Origin of the sequence: Salibacter halophilus, assembly GCF_008806325.1 — a bacterium.
Classification (GTDB): Bacteria; Bacteroidota; Bacteroidia; order Flavobacteriales_G; family Salibacteraceae; genus Salibacter; species Salibacter halophilus.
In genome coordinates this window covers 73645-96200 of record NZ_WACR01000008.1, presented here as the reverse complement: position 1 = coordinate 96200, position 22556 = coordinate 73645, and the positions used below count along the sequence as shown (strand labels likewise).

Here is a 22556-nt window from a genome sequence, read left to right as displayed (position 1 = left end):
TGACTGATTTTTTATTCTATAACAATAAAAAGCCCCCTTTTTAAAAAGGGGGTGCAAAGCTAATACTTAATATTATTCTCTACAAATTTTCAACTCCAGGTTGTTCAAGATCAATAGAATTGCGCTCTATTGTCCTCGATTTGGGCATTTTCTTTTATTGCGTCCTTAGCAGAAACGCCTGCTCTTCTGGAATATCTCTGTTCAATCGAGCTTCTCGTTACACTCGATGGAACTTTTTGTGTGTTGTCTAAACGAATTACGTAAACCGCTCTTTGACCTTCAACTGGTTTAGAAACACTCTTTGGTTGAAGTGCGTAAGCTGTTCCCTGAATTTTGGGTTCAACGCCTATTCCGCTAATTGTAAAGTCTGCGAATGTGAATGGTTCTGACTGTTGAACAATACCATCCCATTTTTGAGAAACAGATTCAAGATCCTGATCATTCCCAACCATTTCTTTAGCAGCATCTGCTTTCTTTTGGTTGAGAACAGCGAGTTTCACATCTTCTTTTGCAAGATCGAAAGGTAAAACGCCCTTTTCGCGAACTTCGCTCAAGAGAGCTACAACATATTGGTCTTGTAGATCAAACACGTCTGAAACGGCTCCAACCTCAGCACCATAAGCCCACTGCACAATTTCTCTAGAACCTTCAATTCCCATGAGTGTACGGTCATTAGGTCTTACGCTTGGAGCTTTTGCAATGCCGAATTTTTCACCATTCTCCATGAATTTATCTGCGTTGTCATTATTGATAGCGAATGAGCTGGCTTCAGCATATACATCCTGGAATGTACGCTCTCCCGGTTCTATCATGTTGTCGATAATTGCTACAAGCGCTTTCTTAACATCGCCTGTTTGGTCTGTGATTTTGATGAGGTGCATTCCGTACTGAGAAGAAACTATTGGCATATCGCCAACTTCACCTTCAAAACATGCATTGCTAAATGCTGGAACCATTTGTCCTTCAGCAAACCATCCCAGATCTCCACCTTTAGTTCTGGAACCGTCCATGCTGTACTGGCTAGCTAATTGAGCGAAGTTGTCGTTTTCACGAATAACTGTTCTCAAACTATCGAGTCGTTTACGAGCTGTAGCCGTATCAACCTGTTCAGCAGACAACAAAATGTGGCTTGCTTTTACTGAATCAGGTGCTTGTTTGAAGTCTTTCACCTTCAATAACTCAAATTTATTCTCATTGCGGTATGGACCAAAAATGGAATCTTTAGATGCGTTCATCACTAGTGAGTCCATTCCTTGTGGAAGGTTTGCTCCTGTTGTCCAGCGAATATTGAAAGGTGTATCACTGTTTTCATTCACAAAGAGTGTGTCATCTTCAGCATAACTAAATGCTTTTTTGACTTCTTCCAACTCAGTACGTAACCTGTTTGTATCATCAGCAGTTGGGAGCACTTCAAATGTTACATATTGCAATGAACGTAAAGGTTCTTCCTGCTTAAAGCGAGCTTCATTTTTGTGCTCGCTGTAGTAAGATTTCATTTCAGACTCAGTAGGCTCGTACTTTGAGTCGTCCATCTCATTAAAATACTTGGCGGCATAGCTAATTGACATCGACTTGCTCGACTCATCACTTTTCTTATCAATTTCAAGTGAAGTTGCATAAATCGACTTACCGAGTAGTGAGGCGTATTTTTCATCGAGAATGCTGCTTCTCAAGTTTCTTTTCAGAACCTGGAAAGATTGCTGTGCCTGGAGTACATTTTCATCTTGTGATGGGTCTCCATTCAATACATTTTGGAAATAAGCGATCACGCGGTCAGAGTTGATCGTTCCGTCAGGGTTAGCAAACTGCTGATAAAGTCTACCCGTTTGCGGATTTGAGAAATAACTTCTCAAGATTGGGTTTTGCGGATCATTTTTGATCACGTAAAACAGCTCCTGATCAGAAACTGAAAGCCCCAGTTCTTCCATTTGTGGAGCTATCACATTTTCACGAACGATTTCGTCCCAAATTTGATCGCGGAGTTGAACGCGTGTTTCTTCATCTACGTTTCCTCCAAATCTATTTTGAACTGCTTGCGCCATGCGCATTTCAAATTCTTTGATCGAAACTTTTTTTCTGTCAATCTCTCCTACCTCATCATTTGGTCCTGCAAAGAATGTAGAACCTGATGTAAATAAGTCACCGAGGACGAAAAGAACCATTGCTCCACCAATTGCGATGAGCAAGATGGTTGACTGTTTTCTGATTTTTCCTATAACCGCCATGTTAAAACGCTTAAATTTTGTGGGTTGCGAATATACAATTTCGCATTAAACTTTATACCTAGTCATCAAATGATTTCACTTTGACTTCTACAAGCTCAATTCTTTTACCGCTATTTTGAAGTACTTTGAATTCAAAGTTATCATCTTTTATAATTTCATCTTCATCGGGAATACTCTCGTGGAGGTGAATAATATATCCCGCAAGTGTCTCGTAATCTTCACTTTCAGGAAGTTCGAGTTTGTATTGCTCATTGAGGTAATCAACTTCGAGGCGTGCTGCAAAGCGATATCGGTTCTGACCGAGATCAATTTCAACTAACTCTTCCTGATCGTGCTCATCTTCAATGTCTCCAAAAATTTCTTCAACAACATCTTCCATCGTGAGCAAGCCAGAAGTTCCTCCAAATTCGTCTACCACTACTGCGACACTCCTTTTTTGCTGAATGAGCAATTCGAGCACTTCGTTAGCCGGCATCGTCTCTGGAAGTACAGAAATGGGCAACAAAATATTTTTGATCTCGGGCGGGCGCTTGAACAACTCAGATGAGTGAACGTAACCGATAATATTGTCGATTGAGTCGCGGTAAATAAGAACTTTTGAAAGCCCCGTATCGATAAAAGTTTTGGTCAGATCCTCAACCGATTCGCCAATTTCGTGGGCTACAATCTCAGTACGCGGAATCATACATTCCCGAGCCTTGAGGTTTGAAAAGTCGAGCGCGTTCTGAAAGATTTGAATTTCATTCTCAATTTCGTCATCATCTTCAATTGAAGATGTAGCCTCTTTGACAAGGTGATCGAGATCGATCATTCCAAAGCGAATTGGTGCATCTTTTGGATCAACGCGCATGATGTATTTAAGGACAATATTGCTCAATGTATTGACGAAAGTCACAACCGGGAAGAAAATGTAATAGACGATAAAAACCGGGGGAGCAAAGATCGCCAGGGCCTTATTGGGGTTTATTTGAAAAATGGCTTTTGGCAAAAACTCTGCTGTGATGAGTATTACCAGTGTGGAGAAAATTGTTTGAAGTAGAAGAACAATGATTGAGTTGGATACAAAACTGTAAAATATGGGCTCTAGTAGATCTCCCATCGCTATACCAAATACTACAAGCGCGATGTTATTACCGAGCAACATCGTGGTAATAAACCGTGATGGTGATTTCATAAACGAGCTGTAAGCTCTTGCCGTAAGGTTACCCTGTTTTTTTGCCAGCTCTATTTGCAGCTTGTTAGCTGAAACGAAGGCTATCTCCATGCCTGAAAAAAAGGCTGAAGATAAAACTGATATGATAATGGTGCTGTATAAACTGCTATCCATGAAATTATGGCTGCTTTCTCAAAAATACAAAATCAACTGACTCGGTCGTTACCCGAGGATTCCTTTTCTGTTCGTTTCCTGTACCAACGTCTCATCAGGAACATAACTAACGCCATGAACGGTAAAGCTAAAAAGATAGGATGCTCGTTGTACTCTTCAAAAAAGAAAAGGTAACCGATAGTCCCTCCGCTCAATATGGCTATCACGAGCCAAAATATCTCCATGAATTTATTGTACGTCTTCATCTTTCTTCATTTCATTTTGGTCAACTTCAATGATCCCTTTGATATCTTTTACTTTATAACGAGTAAAATCTTCATTGGCTTCCAGTCCATTGCCATAAATAATCTCATCTTTTGTTGTGATCTTGACAAATGAGTTAGACCTGATTTGATGAGTATTTTGATTCCATTCTAGATGTTCAGTATTCAGCTTTTCTCCTTTTTTATTGACAACGACCACATCATTTCGAGCTAACATTTCACCTCGCTCGTTATAGTGCTTGGCGTATTCGCTTTCGATTGTGGACTCTACCTTTCCACTATCATCATAAAATTCCACATACACTCCTTTATTAAACTCGGCATAGGAATCTTCTTCTCTGTAGTAACGCTCAATTAGTGGTGCTTTGAGCATTACCTGAACTTTGGCAGAATCACTGTAAAAAATTGTTACATCACGTGTTATTTCATTAGGAAAACTATCATCAAACTTGATAGTTTCAAGGTCTTTCTTGCTGTTTTCACATGAAAAAAGCATCCCCATCATAATAATGAGGATGCTTAAAAATAAATGTGATCGTGAAGTTTTCATTATTTAACCTGGACGGAAACTGTTTCATTGATCCATCCGCCTACTTTGTATTCCTGTCCTTCAGTCATGTTGTGGAAGAAGCAATCCTCTTTCTTTGGGAATTGCGCTTTCACATAGCCGATTTTCTTGCCAGCAGTTTCCTTCAGTGAAGGATCTAATGAAGCTGCTCTGTTGTATTTTGGAATAGCTGCCCAAAGTCCGCCAGCTTTTTCACAAACATTTTCACCAACAGATTTTGATCCGTAGAAATAAGCATCACCTATTAGCAAGTAAGCAGTTCCGTTTGAATCGTCAATTTCCAACATCTTAAGAGCTGCCTGCTTTGCTGCGGGATAATTGCTCTGTTTATTTTGAGCTCTAGCAATATACTCGTAAGCTTTGAGTAACTTTTCATTATCCTCTAGCTTCTCAACCGCTTTGCTGAGATAATCAATTGCCTTAGTGTACTCTTCTTTTTTGAGGTACCCCACTCCAATTCCGTATTTAGAATCAGCAGAAGGTTTCATTTTATCCAACTCAACTGATGCGAGTAGGTAAAGCTCTTCATCTGTACAGCTCTTCTTATCAAAGAGGTTTACAATTTGCTCGAGAACAGCAGTATCCTGTTTGTTCTCTTCAAACTTTGGAGTGTATATATTTACAAGATCTTCACATGAAGCAACTGCACTAAAGATTTTGTCCAATTGCTTTCCGGCAGAGTTGTATGCTTTTTCATACTTACCTCCCTGGTTCGCTTTTACAACAGCATCGAGTTTTGGGTAAAGAGCCAACAAATCTTCAACCGGAAGTTGTTTGCGAGCCGCAAGCTGATAAGCTGACTGATAATAGGCAGCCAAAGCACCAGGTTGCATTTCATTTCCTCTCAACTCATAAGCTTCAGTAAGAATATCATATGCTTCCTGATAATCTTCTTTAGATCCGTGACGCAAGAGATCAGTTCCTTTACGGCCCAGAACATATCCTCTTTGACCAAAAGCTTCAATACGCTTATCGTAAATCATCATTAGCGTATCGACATAAGCAGCTTTCATTTCAGCCATACCTTCCTTGTCAGCTTTTTCTACGAAATGCTCATAGATATTTACACCACGTATGTACATATTCTTACTCGATGTAGGACAAATTTCGATTGCATTCATCAATGGTGTCTTAGCTTCTTTGTAAGCTTTTTGGTCATAAAACTCCTTGTACAGAGACAGGTTCTTTTTACACTCTACCTGCTCTTCCTCAGTTTCACCATATTTCTTTTCGTCCTGAGCAAAAAGACTTGTACTCAAAAAACTTAAAACAACAACTGCTATTAACTTACCTTTCATGTTATTAAGGATTTTAATTAATCAATTTTCTTTCTTTTAAACCATTCGTCCCAAAAACTTGGGGTTAGCGATACTCCAAAAATAAATTTCGAGTATTGCTCACTTATAATTGCGTTATCACCTCTAATTCCGAACTCAGCACCTAAATTAATTGTCGTAGATGTTGAGGTAATCGACTTTGAGGCGATCAACGGTATTGAAAGTCCAAAACTCATGCCATAATCGGTAACTGACTCATTATTAAGATTGATATGAGTTGATGTATAGCGCAAACCAGCCCTGTAGCGCATGATTTCCAACAATCCTCTTATGGCTCTTTCATTAGGGTTGTATTGCATTCCAAGCGAAGCTGTGTAGGAATCATTTAATCCTGCATTTCTGTCATCTACTGCAAATTCACTCCAGTTTGTATATTCTAAGTTAGCCCCTAAAATAAATCTGCTTTTCTTGTTTATATCCACGAACTCAAATGAGAAGCCACCTCCAGCTTCAAAAGGAAGTGTCATGCCAATTGTATCTTCTCTGTTACGAACGAAATCTTTTGGAGTTGAAAAAGAGCTGTAAGCCTCTGTTCTTCTCCTTGTTTTAAGTGTAGTTGGCATCATTCCTGAAGCGCCAAAATTGAAATAAATTCGCTTAGATCGTTTTTTGGCTAGTGCTTTGGTCAGATCCTGTCTAAAGTGTACACCTAAATCAAAATTCACATCAGATGCATTGAGACCTTCTTCAATTACTGATGAGTAAGTTCCTGCACCTCCGTCATCGTATGAAACACGAGTCATCGATTGGGTCGGACCGAAAAAATAAAGGAAGTTAGCACCAATACTCAATGTTGTATTCGTGTCTTTAATTGCTTCAAAGCCCAATCCTCCATACACTTTATTGAGACCTCCTTCACCGCTATATGTCGATGTAGAGTTCATACCATCAACCTGTGCAATTCGGGTAAACTCGTAACCAACCTCAGTGTGTGGAACCATTCCCATTGCCCAACCCCAGCGATCTGCGATTGGAAAACCGAGGCCAAAATAGCGTAATCCGGCATTATCTGTTGTTTGAGAAGCATTTTCTCCGTCAGTATTGAATCTCACATAATGAAGTCCCATATCGAATGTTGTAGATTCAAGATGAGCATATGTTGCCGGGTTGTAAGGATTGATAATATAGTTATCAAACATGTAGCGATTAACTCCGCCCATTGCGAAATTGTTCACAAAGCCCTCCTTAACAGGGGTTCCCAAACCAAAGATGGTGTACGGGGAATTTGGTTTAGACTGGGCACTGGCCTCAAAAAGACCAAATAACGCTAATAGCAGGAGTATGTATTTACTTGCTTTGATAGTTCAGTATTTCGTTTAATCCTTTCAGTTGCAAAAAATTGTCAGCAAAAATGTGATTTTTTAATCCTTCAGCCAAGTAAACAGTGTCTCCACCTGTCAGTAAAACACGACCATTATTATAAATCTTGTTAAACTCAGCGATAAATCCCTTCATTTCATGCTCTACTGAGGTGACTCCTCCCAACTGCATACAATCACCTGTAGACTTTGAGGGAAAACTCACATCAACCAAATCATCCAATAATGGTAAACGTGCAGTAAAATGATGCATTGCCTTCAATCGCATTTTTATTCCAGGTGTTATGGCTCCACCTCTATAATAGCCATCCCTCGATACAATATCGTAGGTGATACAACTCCCCGCATCAATCACCATTGTATCAACATTGCCTGAAAAACCACCAACACTAACAGCTATTCTGTCAATTCCTAAAGTTTTGGGTGTTTCATAATCGAGTTTGATGGGTAATGATGTATCGTGAGTGAGTTTCATCAGCTGGATGAAACTGAGTTTATTGGTCAGATCCTTTTCCACCTCCGGCTTACCAACACTTGAATAAATCCCTTTGGAAACTCCGGCCGCACGCCAACTAGAGGCGTAATCATCTAATTGCGAAACCTTTTCCACAACCCCAGATTCAATAAGCTTAGAGTCTTTAAACACTCCGAATTTTATACGCGAGTTTCCTATGTCAAATGTGAGCTGCATAATTTTAATGGCGCAAAGGTAATTTTAATTGAAAAGGAGTTGGTGTTATGAATATTTTATTAGCTTTGTCGCCCGATTTAAAAACGGTGCCATAGCTCAGTTGGTAGAGCAACGGACTGAAAATCCGTGTGTCGCTGGTTCGATTCCAGCTGGCACCACTTCAAAAGCCCCAATCATGGGGCTTTTGTTTTTTACACCCCTTTTTAAAATCTCCTTCATTATACCTTTTCGTCACTTTTTATTCAGCTTTGCATACATAAACGCTAAATTGCAGGCATGAAGAAGAGTAAGAACCCAAAACCGTTAATTGTTTTTTACGCGCTCGTCTTTTATGTATTCCTGCAATTTGGATGGTGGGCTTATCTCATTTTTGAAATGAATGTTGAAATTACTGATCTCAAAAAAGAGGTAGCTGTCATGAAAGACGAATCGAGCCAAAGTGACCTTTCAGAATTTGACAATGCACTCCACAAAAAACTCCTGATGGTTATTGGCGAAGGATCTGTTTTTCTCACGCTTCTTTTTATCGGTTTTTACCAGGTTAAAAAGTCGTTTATGCGCGAATTTTCGCTGGCTCGTCAACAACAGAATTTCTTGTTGAGTGTGACGCACGAATTGAACTCCCCTCTCGCATCTATAAAGCTCTACCTCCAAACACTTTTAAAACGCCAATCCATTCCTGAAGAGAAAAAAGAAAACCTCCTTAGTAAAGCCTTACTAGATGTCGAAAGACAGTCTAAACTCGTAAACAACATTCTGCTCGCTGCAAAACTGGAAGATAATTCATTCCAATTTAAAATTGAACGCATCAATCTATCAAGGACAATTGAGCAGTTAATTGAGAACCATCCTCAGGATACTCACAAAGTTGAAAAGAAAATCAACAATAATATTTTCATCGATGCTGACCTTACGGCTATTCAATCTATTTTCACCAACCTCTACGAAAATGCACTCAAATACGGCACGACAAGCGAACCTGTAGAGATAGTGGTTGAAGAGCAAGCTCAAAGTGTGGCTCTGACCGTAAAAAATAAAGGGACAACGATTCCCGAAAAAGAACTCAATCAGATTTTCGAAAAATTTTACAGATTGGGCGATGAAAACACTAGAAACAGTAAAGGAACCGGATTGGGATTATTCCTTGTGAAGTTTTTCACCGATGCAATGGGCGGAAAAATAAAAGCCGCTTCAACCTCACGAGGCGAAACGGCTTTTACAGTTTATTTTAAACTGAGTGAGTGATCTAATCTACGCTGGGGATTGTTATAGATCCGTTCATCTCAATTTTTTGTGTTCCGTATCCTTCAATCGTCAATTTGAATGGGTAAACGCCAATTCCAACTTTTTTACCGTTGTTTTGATCTATTCCATCCCATTTAAAGTTGGGATCATTTGACGAGAATATTTCAGTTCCCCATCTATCGAAAATGACAATGCTGAATTTTTGTATACTTTCTCCTGATCGAATTCCGCCACCATTCAACTCAAACACATCATTAAGACCATCACCATTAGGTGTAAAAGCATTGGGTATAAAAGCAACCAACGGTGGGTTGAGTTCTTTGGTAACAGTATCAAAACAGCCATACTGATTGATTGCTTTCAGTGTCACATTATGAGTAACATCATTTTCATACTGATGCATTGGATCGATAAAGGTATCAGTGTTTCCATCACCAAAGTTCCAGTAGAATGAATCGGCCTGTGTTGATTTATTCTCGAACATCACGTTAAACGGATCGATGAATTCAAAATCAAAATCGGCTGTTGGAATTGATGACTCTACAAAAACCTCAGCATAAGCCTTATGACCACATACATCAGTTGCTGTTACGTAGTAAGTGCGACTCTGATTTGGGCTTACCAGGATTTGACTCCCTGTTTTGCCATTGCCCCAGCTGTATTCATACCCTTCACTTTCAGCTCCGCCTGAAGCCAGTGCTCCAATTGTTACCTCATCTGAAGGACAAATAAAAGTATCATTTGTAGTGGTCAGATCCATTGGATCATAATCCGGTACGATAACCCGAACAGTAGTTTGAGCAGAGTCCAGATTACAGAGGTCTGCGGCTCTGACAGTGAAAGTAATATTCGTATCTGTTACTCCCCAGGCAAGATTGGTTTCATCATCCCAGTTGTTCCAGGAAACGACATTATCTCCGGAACCACCAAGAACCTGAGCAGGTCCAACTTCAAATTGATCGCCTTTACAAAGGAGTGTTTCATTTTGTAGCGGAGCAATTTGAAGATCTTCGTATTGACGAACAACTACATTCACCTGTTCTGTAACGGTATCGATCTGACAAATATCAGTCACGCTCACCGTGTATGTTTGCGTACCTAAATTTCCCGCAACAGTTTCGATAGAGTCTGTTCCACCTGAGCTCCATTGAACACTGTAAGGAGGATAACCACCTTGTATTTGAATTTCCATATCAGCAGAGTCGCCAACACAGTTGATCAATTCGTTTTCAGTTGAAGTAATAATCGGATCATTATCTACATAAACAGTTATTGAATCGACTACAGTCCTAACTCCGCAAGCATCAGTTACAGAAACAACATAAGTCGTTGAACTTACTGGCTGAACCGTAATGGAAGAGTCCTGTGAACCATTCCCCCACTGGAACGAGAAGTTGGGAGTTGTATAACTCACTTCAGGTCCAATCGTAACAGGTGGATCAGTACAATTGATTGTGTCATCCTGTGTTTCCAGTGTAAAAGGAGGATTATCGACAAACAATGTAAAAGTATCTGTGAGGAAGTAGTTAGCACAATTCTGCGTTACAGTAACCACGTAGTTTGTCGTGATGTACGGGTTGTTTTGATAAAAACTTGTAGTAGTTTGATTCGTGCTCCAGTTGTATTGCAAACCTGGCATAGAATCATAAGTAATCACGTTAACCTGTGCCCCTGGCGATTCACAATCAATTGTATCTCCTGGAGTTTCAATAGAAGTGGGCGGATTATCGACAATGACTCGTGCGGTATCAATGAGTGTATCAATTCCACAGGCATCTGTCACGGTGACGATAAAGTTCGTGTCCTGAATAATGGAAGGGACCACAAATGAACTGTTCGTATCTCCGTTGCTCCATTGATATGTCAATGGGAACAAACCTGTATCAGGTTGAAATTCGACAGGTATATTTTGATCTGTACAAATAATTGTATCATTGGTAATAGACTCTCTGTTTAAATCAACAGGATCCCTGATAATCAACTCCAAAGTATCACCTGTTACACTTGAACATCCAAGTTGAACAGTAGTATCGTTGATGAATATTTTCAAAGTTTCATCACCTTCAATTATTCCATCATTGAAGACATCAAACGGCAATGTCAAACTATCTTGCCCCTGAGCAAAGTAAGCTGTATCAGGAAGTGTTGAGTAATCAACTCCATTTATAGCAGAACCTGAAATAATTAAAGGAATAGAATCAGCTAATAAAGCAGAATCATTTCTTGTAAAAGTTAAATCTCCTCCCCCACATCCTTCGTACAACACTGAATCTCCTCCTAGTTCAGTATAAGAAGGTTCAATACTGGCAGTAAAAGGAGAAGTTGTCCCAAAACTATTCCCTGCCATGAAAACAGCTGACTGCAGTGCCTGATCTGAACCATTAGCTATAGCCATGGTAAAATTATAAGTTTGACACCTTTGCACTGGAAATACAATTTCCAAAACAGTTGTTTTGGCATTTAAACTCGTATTACCAACACCATTAACATAATACTGGCTATTATGAGATTGTGAGCATCCACCTGGAGCTGTTGGACTTGTTATTGAAGATATTGTTATCGGAATATTAGTCCCAGGAACTAGTGCGAAATTTTGAGCATTTGCAAATCCGGGAGGTGCATTGTATGGACCGGTAATACCAGGACCGGCTACATAAAAACCAAATACATCATTGAATATTGAACATGGCCAACTGTCCCACTCACTCGATGCAAACACAAATTCAAACCGCATTGTATCCTGTTGTGGAATAAAATCAAAAGAAATGGCTGCCCGATTATTAATTGACTGAGCACCGGTAAAACTTTCACCTATAAGTGCAGGAACACTTGTCGAAGTTTGAACAAGATTACCTGCCATCCAGGGAAAACCTGGAGCTGTTGCAGGAGGATTTGGTGCCGCTGGGCCACCACATGAATTGCATATTCCAAATCCGCCAATAGCATCTGTCGCCATAACAACTCCACTATCTATACCAACGGCTCCCATACCATTTGAAAAATAACCAAATTGTGATGACACACCTACAGAATCAATATTTGTGATTTGAACAGAACCATCACTAAACACATTATTGATCAAGTGATTGACAGTATTATATGGTGGGTTAGTAGAGAAGTTCATTTGTGCAAATGATAAGTTCGCACAAAAAACAATAAGTATAAGTCCTAATATTCTTCTCATAATTTCTCCTATATCTCTCAAAAAAATAAGACGTTTGTATTTCAAAAGGTTGCCTCTATGAACAATACGTTAAGTTATATTTCTCAAAACAAGGACCGTTTTTTAAACGAATTATTCGATTTGTTACGCATTCCGAGCGTAAGTACGGACGAAAATTACAAAAATGATGTGATATCGGCTGCTAAAGCTGTGAAAAACAGCCTGGAAAAAGCCGGTGTCGACAAAGCTGAAATATGTGAAACCAAAGGACATCCCGTGGTTTATGCAGAAAAGATCATCGATCCGGCTAAACCGACTGTCGTGGTTTACGGACATTACGATGTTCAGCCCGCAGATCCGGTTGAACTCTGGGACACCGATCCATTTGAGCCGGTAATCAAAAAAACGGAAACGCACCCTGAGGGAGCTATTTACGCCCGCGGAGCATGCGATGACAAAGGGCAAATGTTCATGCACGTAAAGGCGCTTGAGGCAATGATCCAGAATGACGAATTGCCCTGCAATGTCAAATTCATGATTGAAGGTGAGGAAGAAGTAGGGTCTCCGAGTTTACCGGAATTCCTCAATGCCAACAAAGAAAAACTTAGCGGAGATGTCATTTTGATATCAGACACTTCTATGCTCAGCAAAGAAAACCCTTCCATTACTACCGGATTGAGAGGAATGAGCTATGTAGAAGTAAAAGTTACTGGTCCGAACCGTGACCTGCACTCAGGGCTATATGGCGGGGCAGTTGCCAATCCGATCAACATTCTATCACGTATCATCGCTGATTTACACGATGAAAACAACCACATCACGATTCCCGGATTCTATAATGATGTTCAGGATTTACCAAAGGAAGAACGAGATGCCATGGCTGCCGCTCCGTTTGATCTTGAAGAGTACAAAAAAGAACTCGGCATTAAAGAAGTATGGGGCGAAAAAGGATATTCTACTTTGGAGAGGCAATCGATCAGACCCACACTCGACATCAACGGAATTTGGGGCGGTTACACCAAGCCGGGTGCCAAAACGATTATCCCGTCAGAAGCTCATGCTAAAATATCAATGCGCCTCGTACCAAATCAATCTCCAGAGAAAATAACGAAACTGATCGGTGAGCACCTCAACAACATCGCTCCTGATTACGTCACAGTAGATGTCAATTACCTTCACGGTGGCACACCTTATGTTTCTCCAATCGATATGGTAGAATACGAAGCCGCCTCAAAAGCGATGGAACAAACGTTTAACAAAACGCCAATCCCACTGAGATCCGGTGGGTCTATTCCAATTGTTGCGCTGTTTGAAGAAACGCTCAAAATGAAAAGTATTTTACTCGGTTTTGGACTCAACTCCGATGCAATTCACAGTCCGAATGAAAATTACGGAGTCTGGAACTTCAACCGCGGAATTGAAACAATTGTCCACTTTTACGATCAGTACAGCAAACTGAAAAAGTAGATGAAACCAATCCATTCAAACATAAAACTCATAGTTGCAATGCTCATTATCAGCGTTGCAACTTTGGGTTGCATGAAGTTCGAAGAAGTTGAAGTCCAAAAAGTAGAAAACTTCAAGATCAAGGATCTGAAAGAAAGTGAGCTCTACTTTTCACTGGATCTAACAGTGATGAACCCCAATAGATCGAGTTTCACGATAAACGGATCTGACCTTGACATTTCACTCAATGGCAATGAATTGGGTAATACTCAACTCGATCAAAATTTGAAAATTGAGGGCGATAGTAAACAAACTCTTACTGTTCATCTTAAAACAACATTGAAGGAAGCGATAACCGAACAACTGGGCGGTATGTTCCTGGCTGCTTTAACGGGCGGAATTGAAGTTGGTGTTAAAGGTGAAGTGACAGGTAAATGCTGCCTGTTTCTCAAAAAGAGTTTTCCGGTTGAACACAAGGAGAAAGTAGACTTGAGCAAGTTTCAGTTGAACTGAATATCACGAACAACATCGTAGCCCAGTATTCCGTGTCCCATTTTATAGGTCACCGTTTTAGCATGAAGTGCTTTGGGGTAATTATTGACATCAAAAGTGCGTAAACTGAGTAGATCATCCATCCCTCCGTTTTTGTATTCCAGCCTCACATTACCAGATGAAAAACCTGATCTCAACACATTTACTTTTTCAACCTCATATGTGACAACTTTTCGCTCGGTCAGAACCAAAAAATTTACCGTGAGCAGAAGAGCAATCAATAGCGGACCAACACCAAGCACATTTACCAGAATAACTTCCAGTCGCTCAAGGTAAAGTTTATCCCGGTAAATCCTGTAAGGAATTACGAGCAAAAAACAACATGCGAACAACAAATAGCGAGAGATTTCCCAAAGCGTAATAATGGTTTGATTTGCTAACCAAATAACGGCTCCAAACCCAATAAATAAACCAACTAACATCAATGTGTGCGACCAGTGCCAATCGCCATTTCGAATTTGATCTTCAATGGGTTTGTTTTGAAAGCTGGCTTTCTTGTGTTTATGTTTTTGAATTTCTCTCAAAGTACTTTAGTAACAAGTTTTTATTTTTTCTGTTTAATTCTCACTGGTTTAAAAACTGAAGAGTGACTCTTCACACCAAACAAGCCAAGCTCTACTTCTAGAGCTATGTACCTATCAGTATATCTCGTGTAATTCTTAAATTCACGCGGTGTCATCTGTACATGCATCGGTTTTGTCACCTCAGATTCCAGAGTTATATCATAATCTCTTGTTTTAACATCGTACTCTTTTTCAGCCACTTTAAAAATAACATCTTGTTTTTCGAGTGTATACGACATGTTCAGGACAAAGAAAATGGCTGTTGCAAGTAACCCGCCTCCAACTGAAATCATAGAAAAAAGGCTTTTCATCCTAAAGGTGCTCCCTGTCCTGTAGATGACCCAGGCTCCAATTAAGACTACTGCTATCAAAATTAGTTCAATAACATCCAAAAACCGGAATTCAGAATTATAGTTAGTGACGACTAATGCCGGAACACCAAGGATAATACCTAAAATCAATATATTATCCTGTCCGTAATATCCTGTCAAAGTAGATATATGAACTGGTTTCGCATTTTTAAGATAAGGGATTTTCAGCGTTTCGTCATTTTTATTTTCATCGGCCACATACTCGTAAACTCGCTGGAAATCATTTTCTGAATCGAGCGGATTCACCCTTAACAAAACAACAAGCCGGTTAAATGTATTGGGCATGTGCTTATAAAAGCCTTTAGGATCTTCAAAAAAGTGCTCAACGCTCACAGCAAAAAACTCATGCCCGTTCACTTCAGCGTATTTTCGCAGGAAAGAATCATCTGAACGGAGCATCTTTTCCCTGGATTTCTCCGCAATTCTTAGCCAATGCGGAATGTAGAGATAAAAACGCTGATCATGCTCATCTCGATGAAGAGCTTCTAATTTTAAAGCATGAGCGAACTCATGCAAGGCTAAATTCAGTTTATCATTTTCATCTGCATAGCCTTCCTTTACATGACGCCAGGAAAGCATCACATATCCGGTTTTAATAGCGCAGCCTTTTACGTTCTTCCTAATAAGCCGCTGGTAAAAAATATCATGATACACAAAAATGTATTTAAAAGAAGGCAACCTGAACTCATCGAGTCCCCAGGTGAGTTGAACAATCGATCCACACAAAAGCACGATAACCTCTGATGTAATCTCAAGACCGTCCTTCCCGTAAAAAGACTTGGTCCTTTCTACCTCAACAAGTCGCTTTAGGAATCTCTCCTTTCCCTGTTTGCTAAGGTTTTGATAAAACTCCATATGTTTATTCAGGATAGAATCTGCTCTAGCAATATTATCCTTTGTCAACTCAAAGTTTGCTTTTTCTTGCCCCATTCCCCGTTTGAAAAGATTCCTTATGCGGATATGAATTCCCACATGATCAAAGAGGAAAACCATTAAAATCATGTAAATCAAAAAGATGGCATAAACCATAGTTAAAGGGCTCTTAAAATAAGGAACCTAATATACCTATTTTCGCGTAAAGTCTACCTCAGCCAACGAACGCAAAAAAGAAAAGCATGGCAAAGCACACAAATGATCTCATCAACGAAAGTAGTCCGTATTTACTTCAACACGCTCACAACCCGGTCAACTGGAAATCGTGGAATGACGAAACGCTCGAGTTGGCCAAAAAGGAAAACAAACCGTTGCTCATCAGTATCGGTTACTCGAGTTGTCACTGGTGTCATGTCATGGAACACGAGTCATTTGAGGATGAGCAGGTAGCCAAAGTCATGAACGACAACTTCATTTGCGTGAAAGTAGATCGTGAGGAACACCCTGATGTGGATCACCTCTACATGGATGCTGTTCAGTTGGTGAGCGGACAGGGAGGCTGGCCGCTGAATTGCTTTGCCCTCCCCGATTCACGTCCGTTTTACGGAGGAACTTACTTTCCCAAAGAACACTGGATCAATGTACTCAATAAAGTTGCAAGTGAATTCGGTCAGAACCGTGAGCAACTCGAAGAATTTGCCACTAAGCTGACCCAGGGAGTTAAAGCTGCGGGGATGGTTGAAATGAATCCTGCCGACCCCCTATTCCACAAAGAATCTATTGAGGCGATGGTTCAGCGTTGGCGAGCTAAATTTGACCCGGTTTGGGGAGGAGAAAAACAAGCTCCAAAATTCCCGATGCCGATCAACTACCAATTCTTTTTGCATTATGCAGAACTGGCAAGTGACAACGAACTCAAAAAACACGTTCACAATACGCTGAGCAAAATGGCCCAGGGCGGAATATACGATCAGGTGGGCGGAGGGTTTGCCCGCTATTCGGTAGATGAAACATGGAAAGTTCCGCATTTTGAAAAGATGCTCTACGATAATGGACAATTATTGAGTCTTTTCTCTAAAGCCTGGCTCAGTTTTCAAAATCCGGATTTCAAAAAAGTCATTTATCAAACGGTCGATTTCCTCGAACTCGAAATGTTTGATACAAAAAGTGGAGCCTTCTACTCTGCCCTCGATGCCGATAGCGAAGGTGAGGAAGGAAAATATTACATCTGGACTGAAGTTGAAATAAAAAAGCTGTTGTCTGCTGATGAATTTGAATTTGCCAAAACGTACTACAACATCAATGAACGCGGGCACTGGGAGGATGGAAACTTTATTTTGCTGAGAGCTGGATCTGACCAGGACTTTGCAAATGAACAAGGCATTACACTCAACGAAGTTCAGCAAAAGGCAACGGATCTGAACGAAAAGCTATTGGCTGAAAGAGAAAAACGCGAAAAGCCCGGCCTTGATGATAAATCATTGACTTCATGGAATGCGATGACGACATCAGGACTGGTGGATGCTTATACCGCTTTTGACGAAAAACATTTTCTGGATCTGGCTCTGAAAAATAGCACGTTTTTGCTCAACCAAATGAATGATGACGACAGTTTGTGGCACAGTTACAAAAACGGAAAATCACGCATTGTAGGTTATTTGGAGGATTACGCTTTTACTATTGAAGCGTTCATCAAACTGCATGAAGCCACATTTGAAGAAAAGTGGTTACATCACGCAAAATCGCTTACACAATATGCTTTGAGGAATTTTCAAAACAAAGAGACCGGCATGTTTTACGTGAACGATTCTAATCAAAACAATCTGGTTGTTCAAAAAATGGAAACACAGGATAATGTGATTCCGGCCGGAAACTCCACAATGGCACACAACCTCTACAAGCTCGGCAAACTGCTCGATAACGGTATTTACCGAACAATGGCAGAAACAATGCTCAACAATGTTCAAAACGAAGTTGTGAAATATGGCGGAGCTTACAGCAACTGGGCATTATTGATGACTCAATTCGTTTTCCCATTCAATGAGATTGCCATAACAGGAGAAAAAAGTCACGAACTGAGGAAAAAAATTACTCAGCACTTTTTACCAAATTGCCTTATTACAGGAAGTGAAGAGAAATCTGATCTACCTTTATTGCGCGATCGACTTGTAGAAGGCAAGTCATTCATCTATGTTTGCCGCGATTTCACATGCAAATTACCAGTAGAAAAAGTAGAAGAAGCGCTCGAGCAAATCGGTTGATTACGGCAATTGCTGTATTGTGGTTTTCAGCTTTTACGTGTCATGGTCAGATCCAGATGCAATGGGATTCACTTCCCCACTCTGATCGATTTGAAAATTTCGATCCGCAGTTTATCGCTTCTCATGATATCAAAACGATTAGGGCTAAAATCTCACAAAAGGACGAATACTATCCGATCAAGCAAACCGGTGAATCGCTGTACTTTAAGTTTTACCGGGATGGAAATTTAAAAACCTTTCGTTCTAAAAGATGGCGTTCATCTGACAGTATCAGAATTGACCTTGAGTACAACGATCGCAGCCAGTTGATCAAAAAACGCGAGGTCGATCTTTTTGGCCCGTATATTTATCAATACCAATACACTCGCAATAAAGTTGATAAGGCGTTCATCACTCGCCCGGCAAAATATTACTACGAACCTGAACAGTATTCCTTCACGAACAAAAAGTATGACGACAAAACGCTTCAGCAAATTTCCTATGATGACATGGGAAATCGCGTTTACCGCGTTTTGAAAAAACGCAATAAAAACGGAGATCTCATTCTCTACATCAAAGACTACTACGCATCAAAAAAACGCATCGAATACAATTGGGAGTATCAAAATTCGCGGATTGAGGTTCTGAGCGTAACCGAAACAAGTCAATTAGGCGAGACTAAAACCACTAAATATCAGTTTATTTACGAAAATAAAAAAATCGATCAGATTGAAGTATTTGAAAATGGTGAATTAGTTCGTCATCATGAATATTTATACAAAAAAGGGATTCTCGATGCTCGAATATCTAAGGAAGAATCCACAAATAGGATTACAATAATCGAGTTCGATTACACTTTTTATTAAAACCGCTTTTTCGGTTTTCCGGCCACAAATTCTTTGAGGTAGTAAGGTTCGAAATAAGCTGTATCCTCAAATGTTTTCTCTTTGTACTTGCGCACTGCTGGAAGTACGATTCCGCGAGAGGTTGATAGTAAGTCAGAATGAACAATCACGTTTTCTTTAGCAGAAAAAAGCTCTTTGGTTTTAGCAGCTCCATTACCCAAAATATGAATCGTTTTATGTCCTAAATGATCTAATGAAGTCTCCTCTAGCACCAATGATCTCAAACCATCGATGCGCTTACCATTTTGATAAGTTGCTGTGTAGACCTCCATTCTCCTGGCATCGATCATGGGAACAATTAAATCGTCAGGTGAAGCCTGTAAATGAGGATGATTGGCAAGTGCTTCTAAAGAGTTGATTCCAATCACAGGGAGTTTCAAAGCATAAGCCAATCCTTTCACTGTGCTAACACCAATTCTAAGCCCAGTATAAGAACCCGGACCAATATTGACTGCAATGGCATTCAGATCAGAATAATTGAGGTTTTCCTCTTCTAAAACCTCATTGATCAGATCCCCGAGTTTTTCTGCATGGGAATAACCTTCACCGAGGTCGCGATAGCAAACGACCTGCTCATTTCTTGAAAGCGAGACAGAACAAATCTCTGTAGCTGTGTCAATATTCAGGAGTTGTATCATTCTTCTTTCTTGTAAACCTCCATTTTAGATTTAGTCGATACAGCATCGCCATCAGTGAGTTCTTTGGATATAAGAGAATACGGTCCTGTGATCACTGTTTGACCTTCTTCGAGTCCGCTCTTTATCTCGATGAACTTGTTATCCTGAATCCCGGTCTCAACAAACTTCTTAACTGCTTTTCCTTCTTCGATAAGAAAAACACATTCCCTAAGTTTATCTTCATCTACTTCATCCAGCTTGAGCTCGTATGTTTTTCTCACTTCTGTTGACGAGTCGGGTCTTACCGTTACCGCCTGAATTGGAACAGCCAAAACGTCTTCGGCCTTATCAGTGAAAATCTCAACTGATGCATTCATTCCGGGTCTGAAAGGTGACAAATGCGGATTTTCCTGGTCAACTAAATCGCTGTATGAATCACGCAAAATACGCACTTTCACTTCAAAAACAGTGAGCTGGCTTCCGTTTGAGGCTGCCGATTCGCTACTAGCATTTGAAATTTCAGTTACCACTCCTTTAAACGTACGGTTTGTGTAAGCATCAACTTCAATTTCTGCTTCATCTCCAAGTTTCACACGAACGATATCGCTCTCATTCACTTCAACATTCACTTCCATTTCAGTCAGATCCGCAACTAACATCATCTTCGTTCCTGACATTTGAGCTGTTCCAACAACACGTTCACCTTCTTCAACCTGTAAGCCGGCTACTGTTCCGTCAATAGGAGCTTTGATAGTTGTGCGCTCGAGATTATCACGCGCTTCTTTTACACTTGCCTCAGCACTCTTCGCGTTGAAGTTAGCAGCCTGAAGCGATTCCTGCGCTGCGTTTTTCTCAGCAACTGCAATATCGTAATCAGCTTTCGTTTGATCGAATTCCTGCTGAGAGATCACACCATCATCAAACAATTTCTTTTGTCTGTTGTAAATATTCTCGGTATTTATAAGCCTGGCTTTAGCTTGCTCCAGTCTTGCTCGTGAATTTGCCGCATTAGCAAGAGAAGAATTCAAAGAGGCCTCAGCCCTGTTGACAGCGGCTATGTAAATATCAGGGTTGATCTTAGCGAGCAAATCACCTTTTTTGACTTTTTGTCCTTCGTTTATCGGTAGCTCGATAATTTCACCTGGAACTTCAGGAGAAATGTCAACGCTCTTTTCGGGTTGTATTTTTCCGTTTGCCGATACTTTCTCGATAATGTTGCGCACCTTAGCTTCTTCAGAAAGAACCGGTTTGCTGTCATCTGTGTTTTGGCTTTTCCAAACAGCTATAACAATCAGCACGATTAGAATGATACCGCCAATTATCCAGTATTTTTTCTTTTTCATTATTCAAATGCTATTTGATTCCCCTGGTAAAAGTCGAGGACTTTCAACCTGAACAGGTATTCGTATTTTGCTCGCAAAAGATCAGCCTTAGCTTGTATAAGGTTATTTTTTGCGGTGTTGTAATCTACTGCATTGATCATTCCTACATCAAACCTCTTTTCAGAATAATCAAAAGCCGTTTCAAGAGACTGAACGCTTTTCTTAGACGCCTGGTAACGTTTAAATGAAGCCATTGCATCAGCATAAGCTCGTTCAATATCCTGCGTTATAGTTTGTCTTTCCTGCTTGAGTCTTGTGTTTGCTATGTCTCGCTGAATCTCAGCCTGGTTTATCGATGTAAGCGTTGAGAAATTATTGAAAATTGGAATCGACATCGAGAAACCGATATTTCGATTGAGGTTGTTATCCAACTGATCAAAAAACGGAACATCTCTCAATTGCTGATTAAATGTTTGTGTCACAACCTGTTGGTTTGTACCGCTCACATACCCGATTTCTCTGGTCCCTGATGGCTGTACAGAAACAACTTCAGTACGCAAACCTGAATAACCCGTTGCGAGTCCGCCAGCTAGTGAAATGGTTGGACTCAACATTCCTTTAGCCAATGAGATTTGCATCTCAGCACTTTGCACTTCAGTTTCTCTCTGTTGAATACTCGGGTAGTTGTTCAGAGCCGTTTCAATAATCGATTGTGACTGATTAGGCATTTGGAGTTGATCGGCATTGAATGATTCGGGAGAGACAATTTCAAAAGGTTCTGACGATGAAATGCGCAACAACTGTTTCAAGCTTAAAACTGCCAGATTCAAGTTGTTTTCCCGGTTAATTTTATTGACTTCTTCCTGGGCTAACTGGGCCTCTATGTTGAGCAATTCTCCCTGGGCTACACTTCCTGCATTGTAGAGTTTCCTGGTTCGCTCAGTTTGTTCTCTGGTGATTTCCAGTTGAGACTGAGCAACTTTAAGTTGTTCCCGATTGAACAATACATCCATAAATGCGCTCGTGACCTGGAGTGAAATTTCATTCTCGGCTGTTTCAAGTGCTTGCTTACTCGCCATCACATCAAGCTGATTTTTCTTGACGTTATTGATGTTTCGCATCCCGTTGAAGAGCGTCCAGTTAGCACCAATTCTAAAATTGTTAGATTGGGTCCAGTCGTTAGCAAAAGTGTTGGTGTATGGGTCAATTGTTTGTCCGTAGTTATAGGAATGAGAAGCCTGACCGTTAACACTTGGCAAAAGGTCTCCGTAAGCATTGAGCTGACCCTGCTCATTCGACTTCACATTTAGCCTACTCTGCTCTACCTGGAGATTATTCTCAATGGCGTAATCGATACACTGGCGTAGAGTCCAAACTTTTTCTTCTTGCTGACTAAACGTCAAAAATGAAATTGACGAGAAAAGTAAAATCAGGACAGTTCTTTTCATGTTAAGCTATTTATGACAAATGTAAATAGCCTTTCACTTTCCCGAACGTTTTTTTGGGGAATTGCGCTATGAAAATGTTAC

The 22556-nt window shown here is 40.3% G+C and carries 18 protein-coding genes and 1 tRNA gene; 6 read left to right on the top strand and 13 right to left on the bottom strand.

The genetic code is table 11. The features are described from left to right. Nucleotides 1-110 precede the first annotated feature (110 nt). The 7 genes from F3059_RS10165 to F3059_RS10135 form a co-directional block, all read right to left on the bottom strand. Entirely contained in the window at nucleotides 111-2225 is a 2115-nt protein-coding gene (locus F3059_RS10165) for a peptidylprolyl isomerase (RefSeq protein ID WP_151168861.1), read from the bottom strand. Nucleotides 2226-2283: 58 nt separating this feature from the next. After that, the gene (locus F3059_RS10160; RefSeq protein WP_151168859.1) at nucleotides 2284-3552 is read right to left on the bottom strand and encodes a hemolysin family protein; all 1269 of its coding nucleotides are present in this window, start codon (nucleotides 3550-3552) and stop codon (nucleotides 2284-2286) included. 32 nt (nucleotides 3553-3584) lie between these two features. Next, nucleotides 3585-3797 (bottom strand): hypothetical protein, encoded by a 213-nt coding sequence (locus F3059_RS10155; RefSeq protein ID WP_151168857.1) that lies wholly within the window; start codon nucleotides 3795-3797, stop codon nucleotides 3585-3587. Then, entirely contained in the window at nucleotides 3781-4365 is a 585-nt protein-coding gene (gene lptC, locus F3059_RS10150; RefSeq protein ID WP_151168855.1) for an LPS export ABC transporter periplasmic protein LptC, read from the bottom strand. The genes F3059_RS10155 and lptC overlap by 17 nt, the downstream gene beginning before the upstream one ends. Continuing rightward, complete coding sequence (locus tag F3059_RS10145; RefSeq protein ID WP_151168853.1) at nucleotides 4365-5681, bottom strand: tetratricopeptide repeat protein; 1317 nt, start codon at nucleotides 5679-5681, stop codon at nucleotides 4365-4367. The genes lptC and F3059_RS10145 overlap by 1 nt, the downstream gene beginning before the upstream one ends. 17 nt (nucleotides 5682-5698) lie before the next feature. Continuing rightward, nucleotides 5699-6895, bottom strand: a complete 1197-nt coding sequence (locus F3059_RS10140; protein ID WP_151168851.1) for a porin family protein — start codon at nucleotides 6893-6895, stop codon at nucleotides 5699-5701. 112 nt (nucleotides 6896-7007) lie between these two features. Further along, the gene (locus F3059_RS10135; protein WP_151168849.1) at nucleotides 7008-7730 is read right to left on the bottom strand and encodes a type III pantothenate kinase; all 723 of its coding nucleotides are present in this window, start codon (nucleotides 7728-7730) and stop codon (nucleotides 7008-7010) included. Nucleotides 7731-7815: 85 nt separating this feature from the next. Between F3059_RS10135 and F3059_RS10130 the strand changes: the two genes are divergently transcribed. Beyond that, a tRNA-Phe gene (locus F3059_RS10130) sits at nucleotides 7816-7888 on the top strand. 118 nt (nucleotides 7889-8006) lie between these two features. Further along, a complete protein-coding gene (locus F3059_RS10125) occupies nucleotides 8007-8975 on the top strand; it encodes a sensor histidine kinase (protein WP_151168847.1) in 969 nt (322 codons plus the stop codon). A 1-nt stretch (nucleotide 8976) separates the two neighbouring features. On the opposite strand, the gene F3059_RS10120 is transcribed toward F3059_RS10125, so the two are convergent. Continuing rightward, complete coding sequence (locus tag F3059_RS10120) at nucleotides 8977-12159, bottom strand: choice-of-anchor L domain-containing protein (protein ID WP_151168845.1); 3183 nt, start codon at nucleotides 12157-12159, stop codon at nucleotides 8977-8979. A 57-nt stretch (nucleotides 12160-12216) separates the two neighbouring features. Here F3059_RS10120 and F3059_RS10115 point away from each other — a divergent pair, with 57 nt between their 5' ends. Together F3059_RS10115 and F3059_RS10110 are read left to right on the top strand one after the other, a co-directional pair. Continuing rightward, a complete protein-coding gene (locus tag F3059_RS10115) occupies nucleotides 12217-13605 on the top strand; it encodes a dipeptidase (RefSeq protein ID WP_151168843.1) in 1389 nt (462 codons plus the stop codon). Continuing rightward, entirely contained in the window at nucleotides 13606-14097 is a 492-nt protein-coding gene (locus F3059_RS10110) for an NDR1/HIN1-like protein (RefSeq protein ID WP_151168841.1), read from the top strand. It abuts the gene before it with no gap. Here the strand turns inward: F3059_RS10110 and F3059_RS10105 are convergent. Beyond that, entirely contained in the window at nucleotides 14085-14660 is a 576-nt protein-coding gene (locus F3059_RS10105) for a hypothetical protein (protein WP_151168839.1), read from the bottom strand. The two genes, F3059_RS10110 and F3059_RS10105, sit on opposite strands and share 13 nt — an antisense overlap. Before the next feature lie 20 nt (nucleotides 14661-14680). Continuing rightward, on the bottom strand, nucleotides 14681-16099 hold the full coding sequence (locus F3059_RS10100; RefSeq protein ID WP_151168836.1) for a zinc-dependent peptidase: 1419 nt from the start codon (nucleotides 16097-16099) through the stop codon (nucleotides 14681-14683). A gap of 86 nt (nucleotides 16100-16185) precedes the next feature. Between F3059_RS10100 and F3059_RS10095 the strand changes: the two genes are divergently transcribed. Further along, a complete protein-coding gene (locus F3059_RS10095; RefSeq protein WP_151168834.1) occupies nucleotides 16186-18204 on the top strand; it encodes a thioredoxin domain-containing protein in 2019 nt (672 codons plus the stop codon). Beyond that, nucleotides 18201-19049 carry a hypothetical protein gene (locus F3059_RS10090; protein ID WP_170265149.1) on the top strand — a complete coding sequence of 283 codons (849 nt, stop codon included), beginning with the start codon at nucleotides 18201-18203 and terminating at the stop codon, nucleotides 19047-19049. Before F3059_RS10095 ends, F3059_RS10090 begins: the two co-directional genes overlap by 4 nt. Here F3059_RS10090 and tsaB read toward each other — a convergent pair. From tsaB to F3059_RS10075, 3 genes are read right to left on the bottom strand one after another with little or no spacing between them, the layout of a single operon-like run. Further along, on the bottom strand, nucleotides 19046-19726 hold the full coding sequence (tsaB, locus tag F3059_RS10085) for a tRNA (adenosine(37)-N6)-threonylcarbamoyltransferase complex dimerization subunit type 1 TsaB (protein WP_151168830.1): 681 nt from the start codon (nucleotides 19724-19726) through the stop codon (nucleotides 19046-19048). The genes F3059_RS10090 and tsaB overlap by 4 nt on opposite strands. Further along, nucleotides 19723-21048, bottom strand: a complete 1326-nt coding sequence (locus F3059_RS10080; protein ID WP_151168828.1) for an efflux RND transporter periplasmic adaptor subunit — start codon at nucleotides 21046-21048, stop codon at nucleotides 19723-19725. Before F3059_RS10080 ends, tsaB begins: the two co-directional genes overlap by 4 nt. Then, nucleotides 21048-22475 carry a TolC family protein gene (locus tag F3059_RS10075; RefSeq protein ID WP_151168826.1) on the bottom strand — a complete coding sequence of 476 codons (1428 nt, stop codon included), beginning with the start codon at nucleotides 22473-22475 and terminating at the stop codon, nucleotides 21048-21050. Before F3059_RS10075 ends, F3059_RS10080 begins: the two co-directional genes overlap by 1 nt. Between the last annotated feature and the right edge of the window lie 81 nt (nucleotides 22476-22556).